The following is an 18492-nucleotide window of genomic DNA, read 5'->3' as shown; positions in this document are numbered from 1 at the left end:
GGCATATTTAATGCCCTGTTTTTTATGAATGATCTTTCTAAGAATAAGTCATGGCTTGAGTCTGAAAAGGGAAGAGTAACTGAGAAAGCTGACGTGTTGCCCACAAGCCTACTTCCTGATGATGCATATGCGGTGCTACATAAGGAATCAGCAGATCAATCTTCTGTTCGGCAGCAGCACAGCGATTCAGACGGCTTTTCAGCTGATGGATCTGTTGCTGGTCAATACGGTTCAGCACTGGTTCCATCTGGTTATGTACTTGAGATCTGCTACGTGATGACAGACGAGCGGCAAAAGTCTCACCTTGAATCCAGTCTTTAATAATCTGTTTTTCAGTGGCATTAAATACACCAAACATTTTACCATCTGGATCATCAATCATTTTCCAGAAACGGCTTTGTTCTACAGGTGCATCTTTTACAATCCAGCCTTTTTCAATCATGACTTTCAGGAAGCCCGCAATCTGTGCCGGATCGGATAACCACTCATTAATAGTCTTGCCACTAAACTGGCATTTCTGGTTATGGATATATTGTCCAATCAGCACTTTGTTCTGGAACACTTTCAAAGCCAGTTTTTCAGTATCCAGTTGCTTGATGATCTGGGTAGAACTTTTGCCAATGTCATTCAGCACATAACCTTTTTTAATCAGGTCAAGATACTGGGCAGGATCTTCAGCGAGTGCATACTGATCTAAATACGCTTGCAGAGATTTTTGCGCATGACCGTTGTGAGCATTATCAATGGTAATGTGTACATTGAAATAATGTGGATCAATACCGAGTTCAGACAGCTCATAATTGGTAATTAACAGATGTAATGGCAGCTGTTCATAACCCAGATTGAAACCAATTACTAACGGCAAATATTCGGGTGGTGCATAGGCCAGTGCGAGCTGTACGGCTGCCTGTTCATAATAGCTGGCATCCAGCTGCTCGGCATAGCTGTTCAGCTCATAATGATTCAGCAAGTCCTGATACATGGTGACATGATTGGCACGAGTATGACCCATGCCCAGTTCTTCCAGATAGATATAAATCAGGTCTTTGGTTTCCGGACGATTCCAGTTTTGCACAGTTGAATACAGCCATGAGCCGTCTACCAGTTTCACGGGTGCGACTTTGGCCAGGAACTCAAATGCATGTGACACAGTCGGGAAGTATTCACGTCCTTGCTGCTGTTTACGACGTTCTACATACGACTGGAAAATTGCGCAGGTTTGGTGGTGCTGTTCCAGAAAATGTTGCTCTACATGTCTGGGTTGATCCAGCCACTCTAATCCAGCCACATCAACTTGCTGGATTAAATCTCTTAAATAGTTCTCAGCCTGTTCGGTCTTTATTGCCGTCGAAATCTGTTGATCTTGAAAGAAGTTGACCCAATCTTTAAAGTTATTAAATTGATGATTATGATTTTTAATAGATGATTCAGGCGAACTTAACTTTGTACTGACGAACATAATCTGATCCTTGCAGATATATTATGCTTTCTAACTTAACGGCATGCTTATACCACCGGTGTTGATTTTTTGTTCGGATTTATAGTGCGATTGCTGTAAATGAATATGAATGGATAACGAGTTGAAGAGAAATGTAAAAGAATAAGATTTTTGAATGAATTAATTTATAAACAAATAAAATTGCAATCAAAGAAATTTGATCAAACGTTAAAAACAGGAATGAAGGAACAAGCAATAAAAAAGCCCAAGTCATCATGCTTGGGCTTTTTTATGAGAAGTTAATTAAATTAACCATCTCGAATATGGCGTCCCTACGGGGATTCGAACCCCGGTTACCGCCGTGAAAGGGCGATGTCCTAGGCCTCTAGACGATAGGGACAGTATAGAAGTGATATTTTAAACCAGAACTTTTGATCTAAAGTAATGGCGTCCCTACGGGGATTCGAACCCCGGTTACCGCCGTGAAAGGGCGATGTCCTAGGCCTCTAGACGATAGGGACTTAATAAAATATTACTTCTGAAATTGGCGTCCCTACGGGGATTCGAACCCCGGTTACCGCCGTGAAAGGGCGATGTCCTAGGCCTCTAGACGATAGGGACTTAATAAAATATTACTTCTGAAATTGGCGTCCCTACGGGGATTCGAACCCCGGTTACCGCCGTGAAAGGGCGATGTCCTAGGCCTCTAGACGATAGGGACGTTTCAGAGGTGGGCGTATATTAGGGTGAAAACAGGGGGGTGTCAAACGCTTTTCCAGAGTTTTTTGGAATTTTTCTTTTGAGTGCGTAAATTTAAAACAATATTAATAGAATACTTGAAAAATGTAAGATTTAGGCCGGATTTTTAAGCAATTCCAGAATAGCTTCAACGACCTGAGGATGCAGTAAATAGCCAGTAATATCATGTGGACGGTGAATATGGGTACGAATGCCATGATTGATGATTTCAGGTTCAAACTTGAATGGCGGTTCGGTAAGCGGGATGGCGGTGAGATAATCATCCGTTGAATAGAAATTGATCCAGTCGCCTTTAATTGCTTTAGGTCGTACCACCGGCTGTGCCAGGCTGGATTGAATCACCTGAAAGGCTAATGGTGAACCTAAAGTAATAAAACGCTGTACATTCAGTTCAGGGTGCTGGATGAGATGATTATAGGCAATCACACTTCCTAAAGAATGAGCAATGACAATACAAGGTTTGCGACCACTCAATTGTCGGGCAATTCTTTCATGTACTTCCCTCATGAACTCAGGATTATCGAGATAAAGATAAGTTTCAATCAGAAATCTCTGCAACAGATTGCGATGCAGAGTGGGAAAATAATTGAGCAATAAGGCAAAATCCCGAAGCGCCACATTCCTGCCGAGAGCGGTAAAATAATTGAATTTCTGTCTGAAATCCATGGTGTCACTTGAACCAGGCTGGGACAAATCGGTAATTGTGGGCCTACGCCAGCCAGGACGTGGAACAGGGGCAGGAAGCTGAGGTTGAGCCGGCTTGCGAAAAGGAAAGCTGGGCCATTCCTGTGGCATCAGGGTGCCGGCTTCTAGAATATTGCGGACGTTATAACGTGAAAGCAGATCGCCATAAAATGGAATACGAATGTGACGTTTTAAATAGCTAAATCTGGCATCTTGTTGGTGTTTGCGCATCCCTTTTTGAAGTATATGGAGCCAGCGCTGGCGGATGGAGGCAGCGCTATGATGTTGCTGATTCATTCCATGAATAAAAATAACTTTCATCGACACCCCACTGAGTTCGATAGAATTATATTTACAGTATAGAAAAAATTAACGTAGCAAAAGCAGCGCTTTTTGTGGTGTTAATGTGTAAATTATCTTTGATAAAACAATAATTAACAGACATATGTATATTTATAAAAGAGTCATAAATAATCCAGAAAATGAGTAGGTATGGATAAAGAATTTGACTCAGTAGAAAAATAGTACAAAGGAAATATTAAAATTAAATCTGTAAATTAAGATGCTTTTTAGAGTAATTCTAGCAGGGCTTCGATGACTTCTGGATGCTGGACATAGCCATCAATATCATGCGGATGATAAATTGAAGTACGAATCTCCCGATTGATAATTGCCGGCTGAAACTGAAAAGGCGGTTCTGATAATGGAAAGGCAGTTAAAAAGTCATCGCTGCAATAAAAATTAATCCAGTCACCTTTAATAGCTTCTGGTCGATGAACAGGCTGTGGCAAATGTTCCTGAATGACCCGGAAAGCCATTGGTGAGCCCATGCTGATAAAACGTTGTACATTCAGTTCTGGATGCAGAAGCAGATAATGATAGGCAATCACACTTCCTAAAGAATGAGCCATCAGGATACAGGGTTTATCGCCATGCAGTTGCTGGCCAATTCGCTGATGTACCTGCTGCATAAATGTGGAATTGGCCAGATAAGAATAGGTTTCAATCAGAAATTTTTTGATCAGCGTATCATGCAGGCGAGGGAAATGATTCAGTAAGATCACAAAATCCCGTAACAGAGTATTCCGGCTTAATGTACTAATAAACTTCAGCTTCTGGTTAAAAGTCATGGCATCCTCAACTTTTAACTCGGGAATTTCACATATTTCAGGTGAATATTGACTGAAATGAGGCGGTGGTGGCTGGGATTGAACTGGAGACTGGAAAGGAAAGCGAGGCCAGTCTTGCGGCATCAAGGTGCTGGCATTTAGCACATTATGTAAATGATGACGGGACAGCAAGTCGCCATAAAAAGGGATACGGATATGCCGTTTGAGGTAGGCAAAACGTGCCTGTTGATGTGACTGTTCCAGACCGCGTTTTAGCAGACTGAGCCAGCGTTGACGCAGGGAAGCAGAGCTGAATTTCTGCTTGTTCATGCCATGAATATAAATAATTTTCATCGACACACCACGCTGGATGCCTAGAACATTTTCAGTATAAATAAAAAAGAGCAGCCGAAGCTGCTCTTTTAGTCATTTTAATGTTTAAGCATTTTTGTGATAGAACTTGTAGTAGCTGGCATAGCACAGTGCAATAAATAGCAAACAGCCAAAGAAACTGATACGCATGCTCGGATCAAACACCATACTGATACAGGTAATCAGACAGAACAGAAAACCCAGAATCGGTACGATCGGGAATAATGGCGCAGCAAAATCAAGATCCTTCGCTGTTTTACCCTGTTTGTACCATTCACGGCGGAAGTTGAACATGCTGAGACAGATGCTCATCCAGACCACTACCATGGTAAATGCTGCGATACCTAGCAAGTTAGTGAAGATGGTTTCCGGTGCGAACTGTTCAGACAGCAAACCAGGCATACCGCCAATCATGGTGACAATGACTGCAATATAAGGTACACCACGCGCATTTAAGCGGGAAAATACCGCTGGTAACTGTTTGCTGTAAGACAGTGACCACATCATACGGGATGCAGCGAATAGACCTGAGTTAGCAGCAGATAGCAATGCTGTGATAATCACAAAGCGGATAATATCTTCAGCATAAGGAATACCGATATGCTGGAATACTGTCACGAATGGACTGCTACTGACACCTTCAGCTGCCAGACCTGCTTCCTGATGCGGAAGAAGGGAAGTTACCACAATAATCGTACCTACAAAGAAAATCAGTAAGCGGAAAATTGCAGTATTAATCGCTTTCGGTACATTTTTGGCTGGATCTTTAGTTTCACCTGCAGCCACACCAATCAGTTCTGTGCCAGAGAAAGCAAAGTTCACAATCAGCATGGTTGTGAAGATTGGAAATAAACCTTCAGGGAACCAGCCTTGAGCTGTCAGGTTGCTGAATAGAGGCGCAGTTTCCTGTCCTTGGTAACTTACTACACCAAAGATAGCGAGTAGGCCAAGCAGGATAAAGGTTACGACAGTAACGACTTTCACCAGTGCCAGCCAGAATTCGGATTCAGCAAACCAGCGAGTGGAAATCATATTCAGTGCGAATACGAAAGCACCAAAAATCAGTGTCCACATCCACATAGAGCTATTAGGGAACCATTCCTGCATTAATAAAGCTGCAGCGGTAAATTCAGTTCCCAAGGTCACTGACCAGGTCAGCCAGTATAGCCAGGTAATGGTGTAGCCAGTCCCTGGTCCAATATAGCGTTTGGCATAGGCGCCAAATGAACCCGATTCGGGCATATGAACGGCAAGTTCACCCAGACATAGCATAACCATGTAAGCGATGATCCCGCCAAGGAGATAAGCAAGAATGGCACCTACAGGCCCCGTTTGTGCAATGACTTCACCCGACCCTAAAAATAAGCCTGTTCCGATTGCGCCACCAAGCGAAATCATGACCAGATGTCGAGTACTCATAGCGCGTTTTAAAGGCGCAGAATTGCCCTGATGCGTAGCATCATTCGGAGATGAGTGCATAGGAGTCAAAAAATAAGAGAATGAAGCGGGTTATTGTAGTGAAAAACTACAAATCTGCAACGTATTAATATGGATAATGTATAAGACTTGATCGTGTGCGATCAGATAATGGCGTCCCTACGGGGATTCGAACCCCGGTTACCGCCGTGAAAGGGCGATGTCCTAGGCCTCTAGACGATAGGGACGTTGCGAGGTGATGGCTATATTAAGGACTAAGCCGGACTTTGTCAAAAGAGTTTTTACTAAAATGTATTTAACAGTTTAAACATTAGGCAAAACAAAAACTTTATTTTATTAAGATGTTATTTTCTGAACGGATTTACCTGATATGAAAAAATAAACCCAATCGGAATTGGGTTTATTAAAGAAATTATTTCAGTTCAAAAGTTTAGAATTTAAGCTCTTTGATGATAAAGCCAGTAATAACTTGCATAACATGCTGCCATAAACAATAAACAGCCAATAAAACCAGAGAGCATTTCAGGGTCAGCTGCCATACTCAGGCCGGTCGCAGTACAGGTTACAAAGCCTAGAATGGGAACTAATGGGAACCATGGGGTACGGAATTTTAGTTCAGAGACGCTATGACCAGATTTCAGCCATTGGCGACGGAAATTAAACTGGCTCCAGCAGATGCTCATCCAGACAATCACCATGGTAAAAGCGGCCACGCCCATTAGGTTTTTAAAGATGACATCTGCACCAAATTGTTCAGAGAGCAGACCAGGCAAGCCGCCAATCATGGTGACCCAAACTGCTACATAAGGCACGCCGGATTTGCTGACTTTGGCAAACAGTCGCGGTAACTGGTTTTGTGAAGACAATGCCCACATCATACGTGAAGCGGCATAAAGGCCAGAGTTTGCAGTAGAGAGCAGCGCCGTAATAATCACAAAACGGATAAAGTCTTCCGCATATGGAATACCCATCTGGGTAAACACAGATACAAACGGACTGCTGCTTAAGCCCCCATGACCACCGACCTGTAAACCGGCATCAGTATAAGTTAGCAAGGAGCTGATGACGATGATGGTACCGACAAAGAAAATTATTAGACGCCATACCGCTGCATGAATTGCTTTCGGCACATTTTTCTCAGGATTTTCGGTTTCACCGGCAGCGATCCCGATCATCTCGGTGCCATTAAAGGCAAAGTTCACGATTAGTAATGTGGTGAATAACGGAATTAAACCATTTGGCAGCCAGCCATGTTCAGTCAGATTGCTGAACAGTGGCGCAGATTCATAACCTTGGAATGGAATAAAGCCAAAGATACAGGCAAAGCCCAGAATAATAAAAATCAGTACAGTCGCGACTTTCACCAGCGATAGCCAGAATTCTGATTCGGCAAAGGTTCGGGTTGAGCTTAGATTGGAGAGCAGTACACCTGCAGCAAAGATCAATGTCCATAACCAGATCGAAGTTTGCGGGAACCATTCCTGCATTAAAATCGCAGCGGCAGTAAATTCGGTACCCAAGGTGGCTGACCAGCCCAGCCAGTACATCCAGGACACCATATAGCCTGTACCCGGTCCAATATAATGGGTTGCAAAGGCACCAAAAGAACCAGACACGGGTAAATGTACGGCCAGTTCACCGAGGCAGAGCATGACCATATAGGCGATCAAGCCGCCAATAATATAGGCCAGTACCGCGCCTAAAGGCCCAGCTTGTGAAATCACTTCACCTGAACCCATAAACAGACCAGTACCGATCGCACCACCAAGGGAGAGCATGATCAGATGACGTGTGCCCATGGCACGTTTTAACGACGGAGTTTGACCCTCAACAGACGAATGCTGTGAAGGTGGAGAGGGAGATTGCATAGCTCAATTAAAAGGAGAGATTTAAAAAAAGTATTTTAGTTTTAATTATGTGAAATATCACATAAATTGGAATTTCCTCATAAAGTTCTTCTTTTAATTTAAAAAATAAATATTTGAGAATTCCCTTAGAAACTAGTGATCTGGAGTCTGGTATTGCTCAGTCGGTGTTTTTTCAGCAGGCGTAGTTTCTGCTTGGTTCTCAGCAGTTTTATCATCGCGACTGATCACATAAATATAAAGCGCTGAAGGTGCCAGAATAAGTAAAATAAGCAGGATTTTCTTTAGCATGGGAAAATTAATCAAAACCTAACATCAATTTGATTATAGCCTAAGCAGATGAGAAAGGGCACCAAACTCAGTCATACGGAATTTATAACAATAGTATTGAAAGCAATAATAAGAAAAAGAGTTTTCTTGGAAAAAATGAAAGAAGAGGGGAATAAATAAGATGGCGTCCCTACGGGGATTCGAACCCCGGTTACCGCCGTGAAAGGGCGATGTCCTAGGCCTCTAGACGATAGGGACGTTTAGAAGATGGCGGTATCTTATTGATCCGCCACCAAAGTGTCAAGCAGGTGAGGTGCGAGTTTGTTTAAAATATAGCAAAACAGTTCCGCAGTCTTTTGCGTATCGTATAACGCAGAGTGGGCTTCTTTGCCATCAAACTCAATCCCGGCCTGAATACAAGATTTAGCCAGAACCGTTTGACCAAACATCACCGCACTTAAAGTCACGGTATCAAACACAGAAAAACTGTGGAACGGGTTCTGGTTTTTGGTTCCGGTACGGGCAATTGCTGCCTGTACAAAGCCCAAATCAAAATGCGCATTGTGACCGACCAAAACGGCATGCGTACAATTTTGCTGACGACGCACTTCATTGACCGATTTAAAAATACGTTTTAACGCGGTTTTTTCATCTTCAGCCATCGCGATCCGCATTGGATTTGACGGGTCGATACCGATAAATTCCAAAGAGCGGCGATCCAGGTTGGCACCTTCGAAAGGATTGATATGTGCATGGTAAGCTTCACCGGGCACAAACTGGCCATCTTCATTATAAACAATTGGAATGGCCGCAATTTCTAACAAGGCATCAGTCTGTGCATTAAAGCCTGCTGTCTCAACATCGACAACAACAGGCAAAAATCCACGGAAACGCTGACCAATGACTGGAAGAGTTTCATTTGTCACATTTTTCTCCATTGAATGGTTTTTCCTGCATATAGCGGAACGATTTGTTCACCATCCAAGTAGTCTAGACTTTCAGGAATAACTTGATCTTCTTTGACCAGCGTAATGGTTGTGGTATTACGTGGGAGGCCGTAGAAATCTGCACCAAAGTGGCTGGCAAAACCTTCTAGACGGTCGATTTTACCTACTTGATCAAAGGCCTGAGCATATAACTCAATTGCAGTCGGAGCACTATAGCATCCTGCGCAGCCACACGCATTTTCTTTGGCATTTTTTGAGTGCGGTGCACTGTCGGTGCCTAAGAAAAATTTAGGATTACCGCTGGTCGCTACTTCAAGCAGCGTTTGCTGATGCGTCTGACGTTTTAAAATTGGCAGGCAATAGAAGTGCGGCTTGATCCCACCAACCAGCATATCATTACGGTTAAACAGTAAATGCTGTGGAGTAATGGTCGCAGCCACATTACGATCCTGTTCCAGTACGAAATTAGCTGCTTCGCTAGTAGTAATGTGTTCCAGAACCAGTTTCAGTTTCGGGAATTGTTTCAGTAATGGTGCTAAGACTTCATCAAGGAAACGTTTTTCACGGTCAAAAATATCGACATGATTATGCGTCACTTCACCGTGCAGCAATAAAGGCACCTGATGCTCTTCAAGCTGTTCAATGACTGAATATACTTTACGAATGTCGCTTACACCGCTATCCGAGTTGGTGGTTGCGCCAGCAGGGTAAAGTTTAATAGCATTGACATGCTCAGAATCTTTAATCTTTTTGACTTCACTTGGAGAGGTATTATCTGTGAAATACAGCACCATGCGTGGATCAAAATCGCTACCTTCAGGAACATGCGCCATAATACGTTCACGGTAGCTTAATGCTTCGTCCACAGTTTTAACTGGTGGAACAAGGTTCGGCATACAGATTGCGCGGGAAAACTGTTTGGCTAGATCAGGAACGGTGCGTTGCAGAGCGAGACCATCACGCAGGTGGGCATGCCAGTCGTCTGGCTGGAGAAGGGTAATCGTATTCAAGGCGAATTCAATCGGAGAAATAAAACAAATGATAATGCATCTATGCCCAAAATGGTAACGAGAAATATATACAAAATAAGGGATATCTATAAATTAATTTATAAAAGTATGATATTTTAAAATTAATAAAAAAATTACATAAATACTTGGCAATGGAATACAAGTACAATCTAGCAAAATTGCAAGATGAAAAAGAAAAAATAGAAGAATTAATCACACGGCAAAGTCAGCGTGTAGGCTCGGTTTTCCCTCAGAATCTGGAACAGGAGTTCTGGAGCAAAAACCTGGAGCGAGCACGTAAACATGTCGAAAAATATGTCTGGGCAGGTGTACTGACCTATTTTATTTTTCTGCTGGTTATGGTTCCGACCGACTACTGGATTATCGATTCACAATATTTCGTACATGATTTTGTGCGCTGTATGCTGGGGCTGATCAATGGTAGTCTAGCTTTACTCGCTTTTTATTTCTTCTCTTGTCTGCCTAAAATCAAACGCTTTTTTCCGCAAGCTTCCATGCTGCTGATGTTCTGGATGATAGTCTCGACCTCCTATCTGACCATGTCTATTCAAACAGTAAGCTTGCAACATCAGTCGATGGCAATCATCACGATTATCTACATTCTGGGTTATATTCTGACCGGAGTAAAACCTTTGCAGATGTTAATCACTGGATTATTTGCTGCACTTTGTGCGGTCTGGCTGTTATCCATGTTATCGATCGACTTTAATGCGCTGGTCTTGGGGCGGATTCTGATCGGCAGTAGCCTATTAGGATGTGTGATTAGTTATATGCTTTTTGCCCGTGAGCGAATGATTTTTCTCTATACCATGCGGGCCAGAATCAGTGAGAAAATTCAGCGGATTCATACCACAGAATTGTTGCATTTAAGCCAGCATGATGAGCTGACCAAAATTTCTAATCGACGAACTTTCGATGAAACACTGGATATCTTCTTTGAACGTTCCCGCCGTAATCAGCATGCTTTGGCGATTTTGTTTATCGATGTTGATCACTTTAAAAACTATAACGATTTTTATGGACATCAAAAAGGGGACGATGTCATTTCCAGTATTGCCTTCACTATTAAAAATGCGATCCGGCATATGGATTTCGTGGCCCGTTATGGTGGTGAAGAGTTTGTCGTATTGCTTCCAGAAACCGATGCGCATGGCGCCTATGCAGTGGCTTCTAATATCTTTAATGCAATTGAGCGTCTGGAAATTCCACATGAGAAATCTGGTGTAGCTGACCATATCACCATTAGTTTGGGCATCACCGTTTATCGTGGTGAGGACTTTATTGATAAGGATGCCTTATTGGGAATTGCCGATCAGGCGTTGTATCGGGCCAAACAGTTGGGTCGAAACCAGATTTATTACCAATCCATACGCACTGCAAATCCGAACAGTGTGAATACCTAAATTGAATCCATAAAAAAACCGCTCATTCGAGCGGTTTTTTTGACTTTAAAACAAACTTATTTGTTTTTGTCTTTTAATTGAGGTACTGCAGAACCTGTACCTACTGCAAGCAGGCCAGAATCTGTATAGATACCCAGTTTCGCACGTGTATCTGTGATATCCAGGTTACGCATAGTCAACTGACCGATACGATCCGCTGGAGAGAACATAGAATCACCTTTCTCCATAGTTAAACGCTCAGCTTCATAAGTGAGGTTAGGAGATTCAGTGTTCATGATGGTGTAGTCATTACCACGACGCAGTTCTAAAGTCACAGTACCAGTGATAGCTTTAGCTACCCAACGCTGTGCAGTTTCACGAAGCATCAATGCTTGAGAATCGAACCAGCGACCTTGGTACAGAAGACGACCCAAACGAAGACCGTTGATACGGTATTGTTCGATCGTATCTTCGTTATGAATACCAGTGACCAGACGTTCATAAGCGATGTGAAGAAGGGCCATACCCGGAGCTTCGTAGATACCACGAGATTTCGCTTCGATGATACGGTTTTCGATCTGATCCGACATACCTAGACCATGACGGCCACCAATACGGTTCGCTTCAAGAATGAACTCAACTGGATCTTCGATACGTTGACCGTTGATTGCAACAGGGAAACCTTCTTCAAAAGTAATCGATACTTCTTCAGGTTTGATTTCAACGTCTTCTTTCCAGAATGCAACGCCCATGATTGGATCAACGATTTTGATACCGGCATTCAGGTATTCAAGATCTTTGGCTTCGTGAGTTGCACCCAACATGTTTGAGTCAGTTGAGTAAGCTTTCTCTTTTGACATTTTGTAGTCAAAGCCATTGTCGATCAGGAACTGTGACATTTCTGCACGGCCACCTAGCTCGTCAATGAAGGTCTGGTCTAACCAAGGTTTGTAGATTTTCAGGTTAGGGTTGGTCAATAGACCGTAGCGGTAGAAACGCTCGATGTCGTTACCTTTATAAGTAGAACCGTCACCCCAGATGTTCACGTCATCTTCTTTCATTGCAGTTACCAGCATGGTACCTGTCACTGCACGGCCAAGAGGAGTCGTGTTGAAGTATGGAACGCCACCTGTAGAAATGTGGAACGCGCCACATTGAATTGCAGCAATACCTTCTAATGCAAGCTGTAAACGGCAGTCGATCAAACGTGCTTTTACTGCGCCATAAGCTTCAGCTTTTTTTGGAATTGCATCGTAATCGTCTTCGTCTGGCTGACCCAAGTTTGCTGTATAAGCATAAGGTTCAGCGCCTTTTTGTTTCATCCACAAAAGAGCTGCAGAAGTATCTAGACCGCCAGAAAAGGCAATACCAACTTTTTTGCCTACTGGGACATTCTGCAAGATAGTTGCATTATCAGACATTGTTCATCCTAATGATATGAAATAGGCACGCCAGAAGTGGTGGCCTGAAAAAACACATATTGCATCAATTGTATCATTATTTTATTTAGGTTTGCTTTAGAAAAGAAAAACTCGTTTCAAAATCTTGATTCAATAGGCTTAGATAATCATAAAATTACCGTATTTTTGACAAAAGCTTAAAAAATAGGAAAATCTGGGAAGATTCAATAACATCATTAAGAAGAAACATCTTTAGGATACCCCACATGAGTCCGAATATTCCTCCTTTACCTCATCTGCAACCTGCTGCCAAGAATGAAACTCTGTCAATTGTGCATGGAATTTATGCTGGTTTGCTGGTTTTTAGTACGGTTGCATTTTTATATCTGGAATATCAGCAGTCGACGATTTCCATGCTGAGTCTGGGTATTGTGTTACTACTTTTAGCTGTGCTGATTGTTTTGAATATTCAGGCCTGTCTCAAGGTCAAACAGGGCAATGGTTCAGGACGCACCTTGTCCAGAATTATGGCGATCCTGATGCTGCTCAGTTTTCCTATTGGTACAGTACTCGGAGTAATTGCCTTATGGAAATCCAGCAAAAATCAATGGCAGCAATAAATCCATCACTCAGGCACAGCATGAATACCACAATTGGTATTTGTGCCTGAGAAAGCGGACCTGATAGTCATAAAAAGCCCCTGAAAATCAGTTAAAGTACATTGAGAAGATTTAAGCTTTTAGCCAAATAAGAATCAGGGATATTTTATGACAACGACGCGCTATGCAAATATTTTAAAACCATTACATCTGGGTTTCACCACGATTAAAAACCGTGTGGTGATGGGATCAATGCATACGGGCTTGGAAGATCGTTTTTATAATTATCCTAAACTGGCCGCTTATTTTGGTGAACGTGCCAAAGGTGGTGTGGGTCTCCTGATTACTGGCGGGATTTCACCCAATCGTCAAGGCTGGTTATTGCCTGCTGGCGGAACCATGAATACCTTGGGCGATGTCGCACCGCACCGACTGGTTACGCATGCCGTGCATAAACATGGGGCCAAGATTCTGTTGCAGATTTTGCATGCCGGACGTTATGGTTATCAACCTTTTGTGGTATCTGCTAGTCCGATTAAATCGCCAATTTCACCTTTTAAACCACGTCAGATGTCTGAAAACCAGATTCTGGATACGATTCAGGACTATGTTAAAACTGCAAAACTGGCTAAAAAAGCGGGCTATGACGGCGTGGAAATCATGGGCTCGGAAGGGTATTTGATTAACCAGTTCTTAAGCCGTCACGTCAATCAGCGTACTGATCGCTGGGGCGGAGAAATTGAAAACCGCATGCGTTTTGCGGTGGAGATTGTTAAAGCGATTCGTGCTGAAATTGGTGAAAAATTTATTATCTGTTTCCGCTTGTCCTTGCTAGATCTGGTACATGATGGCAATACGATGCAGGAAGTTATTACCGTCGCTAAAGCATTAGAGAAGGCTGGAATAACTTTACTCAATACCGGTATTGGCTGGCATGAAGCACGTATTCCGACGATTGTCACTTCTGTTCCTCGTGCCGCATTCGTAGATTACACCGCAGAAGTCAAAAAACATGTCGCTGTTCCAGTCATTGCATCGAACCGGATCAATATGCCAGAAACGGCTGAAGCGATTTTGGCATCGGGTCAGGCAGATATGGTGCAAATGGCACGCCCGTTGTTGGCAGATGCATTCTGGGTAAATAAGACAGCAACCAATCGAGTTGATGAAATTAATACCTGTATAGCCTGTAATCAGGCCTGCCTGGATCATACCTTTAAAAATAAACGTGCTACCTGTCTGGTAAATCCACGTGCTGGTTATGAAACCGAACTGGTTTATGTCAAAACTAAAAAGCCCAAAGGCATCGCCGTGGTAGGTGGTGGAGTGGCAGGTTTATCCGCAGCTACAGTCGCAGCTAGCCGCGGTCATGATGTGACTTTGTTTGAAGCCACTAATGAAGTGGGTGGGCAATTTAATCTGGCCAAAGTAATTCCAGGTAAAGAAGAATTCCATGAAACCATTCGCTATTTCAAAGTGCAGCTGGAAAAAACCGGGGTAGATGTCCGTTTAAATACTCGAGTGAATCGGGAGCAACTGGAACGCGAAGGTTTTGATGAAGTCATTGTGGCTACGGGCGTTGTTCCGCGTGAATTGAAAATTACCGGTAGTGATGCACCTCAAGTCCTGTCTTATGCTGAAGTATTGCGCGGCGCACCAGTGGGAGATCGTGTCGCTGTCATTGGTGCCGGAGGAATTGGTTTTGATGTATCAGAATTTTTATTAAAGCCACCGCATCAGCCACAACCGCAACCTGTAGATGAATGGAAACGGGAATGGGGTGTAGATCTGCATGCAAATTATGTAAGTGAAGGCGGACTGCAGCCAGCAGAAGTCGAGCCACCTGTACGTGAAATTTATCTATTACAGCGTAAAACTACTGCTTTAGGAGCAGGCTTAGGTAAAACCACGGGCTGGGTTCATCGTGCCCAATTAAAAAAACATGGCGTGCGCATGTTACGCGGTGTGCACTATAAATCGATCACGGATGAAGGTTTGTGGATTGAAGTGGATGGGCATGATCAATTGCTGCGTGTAGATACGGTCGTCGTTTGTGCTGGTCAGGAATCGGTCAAAGATGTCATGCCTTCAGAGGACCAAAAGACTTTAGCGAATTACCATATTATTGGTGGAGCAAAGCTGGCTGCTGAACTAGATGCCAAGCGTGCAATTCGTGAAGGGGCAGAATTGGCAGCAAAATTGTAAGGATTTGATGAAACTATATGCAGTTGATGAGATTCACTGTAATTTTCACTTGTCAGTCGCCTAAAAGCTCCGTATTATTGCGCACATGGAAGCGTGGCAGAGCGGTTTAATGCACCGGTCTTGAAAACCGACGAGGGCTTATACCCCTCCGTGAGTTCGAATCTCACCGCTTCCGCCAGATACGAAAAACCCCGATCATTGATCGGGGTTTTTTATTGCCTAAGTTTTATTGAGTGGGAAATTGTCTGATTTTTTAGATAAAGCAGATAGATAACAAGCTAATTGATCTAATTTCCTAAATATTTTCTTATTAAAAAAATAAATGAATAAAAACGAATGCATATAGCTTTAATTTCTAAAATTTAATCTCAGGCAATTAGCTTAAGCCTAAATTCAAAAAGTATGATCCAAATTTTTATCTGACAAGAGGATATAAAAATTTAAAGCTTATTTCATTGCCGTTATCAGTTTATTAAATAGAACATTTTTCATTATTAATTCGCTGAATGACTGAAACAGCTGAAAGTCGACTAGGATAGTAGGATAATTTTTTGTTCTTTTCGGCTTTCATTTATGTCGAATTTTAAAGTGCGAGTTAAAAATGGCAACTGAACCTCTGAACCCTAAACGTCCACTTTATATTCCCTACGCAGGTACTGCATTACTTGAACTCCCATTGCTGAATAAAGGCTCAGCTTTCTCTGTAGAAGAACGTATTCATTTTAATTTACATGGACTTTTGCCCCAAGTAATCGAATCGATTGAGGAACAAAGTCAGCGTTCGTATCAGCAATACTGCTCATTCAATGATGCAATCAATAAGCATATTTACCTACGTAACATCCAGGACACCAACGAGACGCTTTTCTATCATTTGATTGAAAATCACTTAAGCGAAATGATGCCGATCATCTATACGCCAACGGTAGGAGAAGCATGTCAGCATTTTTCCGAGATTTATCGCCGTCATCGCGGGGTTTTTATTTCCTATCCGGATCGGGATCATATTGAGCACATCCTGCATAACGTGAATCGAAGAAATGTCAAAGTGATCGTGATTACGGATGGTGAGCGTATCCTCGGTTTAGGCGATCAGGGCATTGGTGGAATGGGCATTCCGATTGGAAAGCTGGCTTTATATACGGCCTGCGGAGGCATTAGTCCGGCCTATACCTTGCCAATTACTTTGGATGTAGGCACGAACAACGAGCAGCTGTTGAATGATCCGATTTATATGGGATGGCGTCAGCCTCGTATCACTGGTGATGAGTATTATGAATTTGTCGAAATGGTGATACAGGCGATTCAGCAAAGATGGCCAGATGCACTAATTCAATTTGAAGATTTTGCCCAGCACAATGCCATGCCTTTACTGGAAAAATATCGAGATCGAGTATGTTGCTTCAATGACGACATTCAGGGTACGGCAGCTGTGGCAGTAGGAAGTCTGATTGCAGCTTCCTATGCGTCAAACAAACAATTAAAAGATCAGACCATTGCCTTTCTGGGAGCAGGTTCAGCCGGTTGTGGGATCGCTGAACAGATTGTGGCAAAAATGGTGGCAGAAGGCCTGACTGATGCTGAAGCGCGTAAGCGGGTCTTTATGGTGGACCGCTTTGGTCTTATTACCCAGAATCAGCCGAATCTATTAAATTTCCAGAGAAAACTGGCTCAAGAACCAGAAAATATTGCTGAATGGGGAAATGCCGAAGAGATTATTTCTCTATTGGATGTCATCAAGTATGCAAAACCAACAGTACTGATTGGGGTATCTGGACAGCCGGGATTATTTAGTAAAGAAGTGATCACGACAATGGCTGAAAATTGTGAACATCCGATCATCTTCCCTTTATCGAATCCTACTTCTCGTGTAGAAGCTGTTCCAGCCGATATTATTCAATGGACCAATGGAAAAGCCCTGATTGCTACAGGTAGCCCATTTGCACCCGTTAATTATCAGGAACAGATTTATACTATTTCTCAATGTAATAACTCTTATATTTTTCCGGGAATTGGACTAGGCGTAATTGCTTCAGGCGCTACACGAGTCACAGATAATATGCTGATGGCATCAAGTAATGCCTTAGCAGAATGCTCTCCAAAACTTCAAGACCCAACCGCCAATTTGTTGCCAGATCTGGATCAGATTCAGCATATTTCCAAGATTATTGCCTTAAGGGTTGCGCAAGCTGCGGTTGAGGATGGCGTCGCTCCAAAAGTTGGTTCTGATGTGCTGCAGAAAGCCATAGATGCGAATTTCTGGATACCAGAATATCGCGAATATAAGCGTGTGACCTTTTAATATTATTAGGGAAAGGGCAGCCTAAAATTAAGTAAAGCAGAGCGATGACATTGTTATTTCTCTGCTTCTTTGTTTGCAGGAAACGAAAGTACACTAAAATGTAAAAGTTTAACTCACTGAAGCAATATGGATTTATTTTATCAAGTCATTGAAATTAAATAAAATATAATGAAAATTCTGTAAATAATAAAATAATATTTATAAAGTAATTAAATATATATATAAGAAAACTTGATTATTTTAAATCTTCCTGTATACTGGCCTTAACTAGAAAAAAGTCTTGTTGCAAAAAATCTTCCTTAAGTATCGTCGTTTTATTCATAATCCTTCGTTTTATCCAGATTTTAAGTTCCATTCTTTATTATTTTCAAAGTTACAACTGGTCATTCAGATGACTAAAAATTATTAAAAATTAATAGGTTTTATTATGTCAAACTCAAATATTGTTAAAGGTACTGTAAAGTGGTTCAACGAAACTAAAGGTTTCGGTTTTATTCAACAAGAATCTGGTCCAGATGTTTTTGCTCATTTCAGTGAAATTGCCAGTTCAGGTTTTAAAACCTTAATGGAAGGCCAGCAAGTTGAATTCAGCGTAGTTCAAGGTCAAAAAGGCCCAAATGCTGTAAATATTACTGCGCTATAAGTCTTTAGAATAAAAAAGCACGCATCAGTGCTTTTTTATTGTTTTAAAT

At 42.3% G+C, this 18492-nt stretch carries 14 protein-coding genes and 7 tRNA genes; 6 read left to right on the top strand and 15 right to left on the bottom strand.

Annotated features, from left to right (window positions below; translation table 11 throughout):
• Window positions 1–37: 37 nt before the first annotated feature.
• From AC4MCC_RS10150 to pyrC, 14 genes are all read right to left on the bottom strand, one after another.
• On the bottom strand, window positions 38–1459 hold the full coding sequence (locus tag AC4MCC_RS10150; RefSeq protein WP_491880737.1) for an iron-containing redox enzyme family protein: 1422 nt from the start codon (window positions 1457–1459) through the stop codon (window positions 38–40).
• A gap of 303 nt (window positions 1460–1762) precedes the next feature.
• A tRNA-Glu gene (locus AC4MCC_RS10145) sits at window positions 1763–1838 on the bottom strand.
• 45 nt (window positions 1839–1883) lie between these two features.
• A tRNA-Glu gene (locus AC4MCC_RS10140) sits at window positions 1884–1959 on the bottom strand.
• A 24-nt stretch (window positions 1960–1983) separates the two neighbouring features.
• Window positions 1984–2059 (bottom strand) — tRNA-Glu (locus AC4MCC_RS10135).
• A gap of 24 nt (window positions 2060–2083) precedes the next feature.
• Window positions 2084–2159: transfer RNA gene (locus tag AC4MCC_RS10130), tRNA-Glu, on the bottom strand.
• A 131-nt stretch (window positions 2160–2290) separates the two neighbouring features.
• Window positions 2291–3202, bottom strand: coding sequence for an alpha/beta fold hydrolase (locus AC4MCC_RS10125; protein ID WP_491885226.1), 912 nt, complete (start codon window positions 3200–3202; stop codon window positions 2291–2293).
• A gap of 248 nt (window positions 3203–3450) precedes the next feature.
• A complete protein-coding gene (locus tag AC4MCC_RS10120) occupies window positions 3451–4344 on the bottom strand; it encodes an alpha/beta fold hydrolase (RefSeq protein ID WP_491885225.1) in 894 nt (297 codons plus the stop codon).
• 84 nt (window positions 4345–4428) lie between these two features.
• Entirely contained in the window at window positions 4429–5841 is a 1413-nt protein-coding gene (locus AC4MCC_RS10115) for an amino acid permease (protein ID WP_125278932.1), read from the bottom strand.
• A gap of 109 nt (window positions 5842–5950) precedes the next feature.
• Window positions 5951–6026: transfer RNA gene (locus tag AC4MCC_RS10110), tRNA-Glu, on the bottom strand.
• A 210-nt stretch (window positions 6027–6236) separates the two neighbouring features.
• A complete protein-coding gene (locus AC4MCC_RS10105; RefSeq protein WP_419363385.1) occupies window positions 6237–7667 on the bottom strand; it encodes an amino acid permease in 1431 nt (476 codons plus the stop codon).
• 132 nt (window positions 7668–7799) lie between these two features.
• The gene (locus AC4MCC_RS10100; RefSeq protein ID WP_419363387.1) at window positions 7800–7955 is read right to left on the bottom strand and encodes a hypothetical protein; all 156 of its coding nucleotides are present in this window, start codon (window positions 7953–7955) and stop codon (window positions 7800–7802) included.
• Window positions 7956–8116: 161 nt separating this feature from the next.
• Window positions 8117–8192 (bottom strand) — tRNA-Glu (locus AC4MCC_RS10095).
• 20 nt (window positions 8193–8212) lie between these two features.
• Window positions 8213–8872: a ribonuclease T gene (rnt, locus tag AC4MCC_RS10090; protein ID WP_034704922.1), complete on the bottom strand. Its 660-nt coding sequence runs from the start codon at window positions 8870–8872 to the stop codon at window positions 8213–8215.
• On the bottom strand, window positions 8857–9891 hold the full coding sequence (pyrC, locus tag AC4MCC_RS10085; protein ID WP_419363389.1) for a dihydroorotase: 1035 nt from the start codon (window positions 9889–9891) through the stop codon (window positions 8857–8859). Before pyrC ends, rnt begins: the two co-directional genes overlap by 16 nt.
• 152 nt (window positions 9892–10043) lie before the next feature.
• On the opposite strand from pyrC, the gene AC4MCC_RS10080 reads away from it, so the two are divergent.
• Window positions 10044–11315, top strand: a complete 1272-nt coding sequence (locus tag AC4MCC_RS10080; protein ID WP_491885224.1) for a GGDEF domain-containing protein — start codon at window positions 10044–10046, stop codon at window positions 11313–11315.
• A gap of 56 nt (window positions 11316–11371) precedes the next feature.
• On the opposite strand, the gene argG is transcribed toward AC4MCC_RS10080, so the two are convergent.
• A complete protein-coding gene (gene argG, locus AC4MCC_RS10075) occupies window positions 11372–12715 on the bottom strand; it encodes an argininosuccinate synthase (protein WP_180130400.1) in 1344 nt (447 codons plus the stop codon).
• 245 nt (window positions 12716–12960) lie between these two features.
• Here argG and AC4MCC_RS10070 point away from each other — a divergent pair, with 245 nt between their 5' ends.
• From AC4MCC_RS10070 to AC4MCC_RS10050, 5 genes are all read left to right on the top strand, one after another.
• Window positions 12961–13314 (top strand): hypothetical protein, encoded by a 354-nt coding sequence (locus tag AC4MCC_RS10070; protein ID WP_395526457.1) that lies wholly within the window; start codon window positions 12961–12963, stop codon window positions 13312–13314.
• A 147-nt stretch (window positions 13315–13461) separates the two neighbouring features.
• Complete coding sequence (locus AC4MCC_RS10065) at window positions 13462–15498, top strand: oxidoreductase (RefSeq protein ID WP_419363396.1); 2037 nt, start codon at window positions 13462–13464, stop codon at window positions 15496–15498.
• 87 nt (window positions 15499–15585) lie between these two features.
• A tRNA-Ser gene (locus AC4MCC_RS10060) sits at window positions 15586–15676 on the top strand.
• 423 nt (window positions 15677–16099) lie between these two features.
• Window positions 16100–17800 carry an NAD-dependent malic enzyme gene (locus tag AC4MCC_RS10055; protein ID WP_419374412.1) on the top strand — a complete coding sequence of 567 codons (1701 nt, stop codon included), beginning with the start codon at window positions 16100–16102 and terminating at the stop codon, window positions 17798–17800.
• A gap of 427 nt (window positions 17801–18227) precedes the next feature.
• Window positions 18228–18443: a cold-shock protein gene (locus tag AC4MCC_RS10050; protein WP_004782814.1), complete on the top strand. Its 216-nt coding sequence runs from the start codon at window positions 18228–18230 to the stop codon at window positions 18441–18443.
• Window positions 18444–18492 lie beyond the last annotated feature (49 nt).

Source organism: Acinetobacter sp. CAU_H_56 (assembly GCF_058599425.1).
This window is presented reverse-complemented; position numbering and strand designations above follow the sequence as displayed.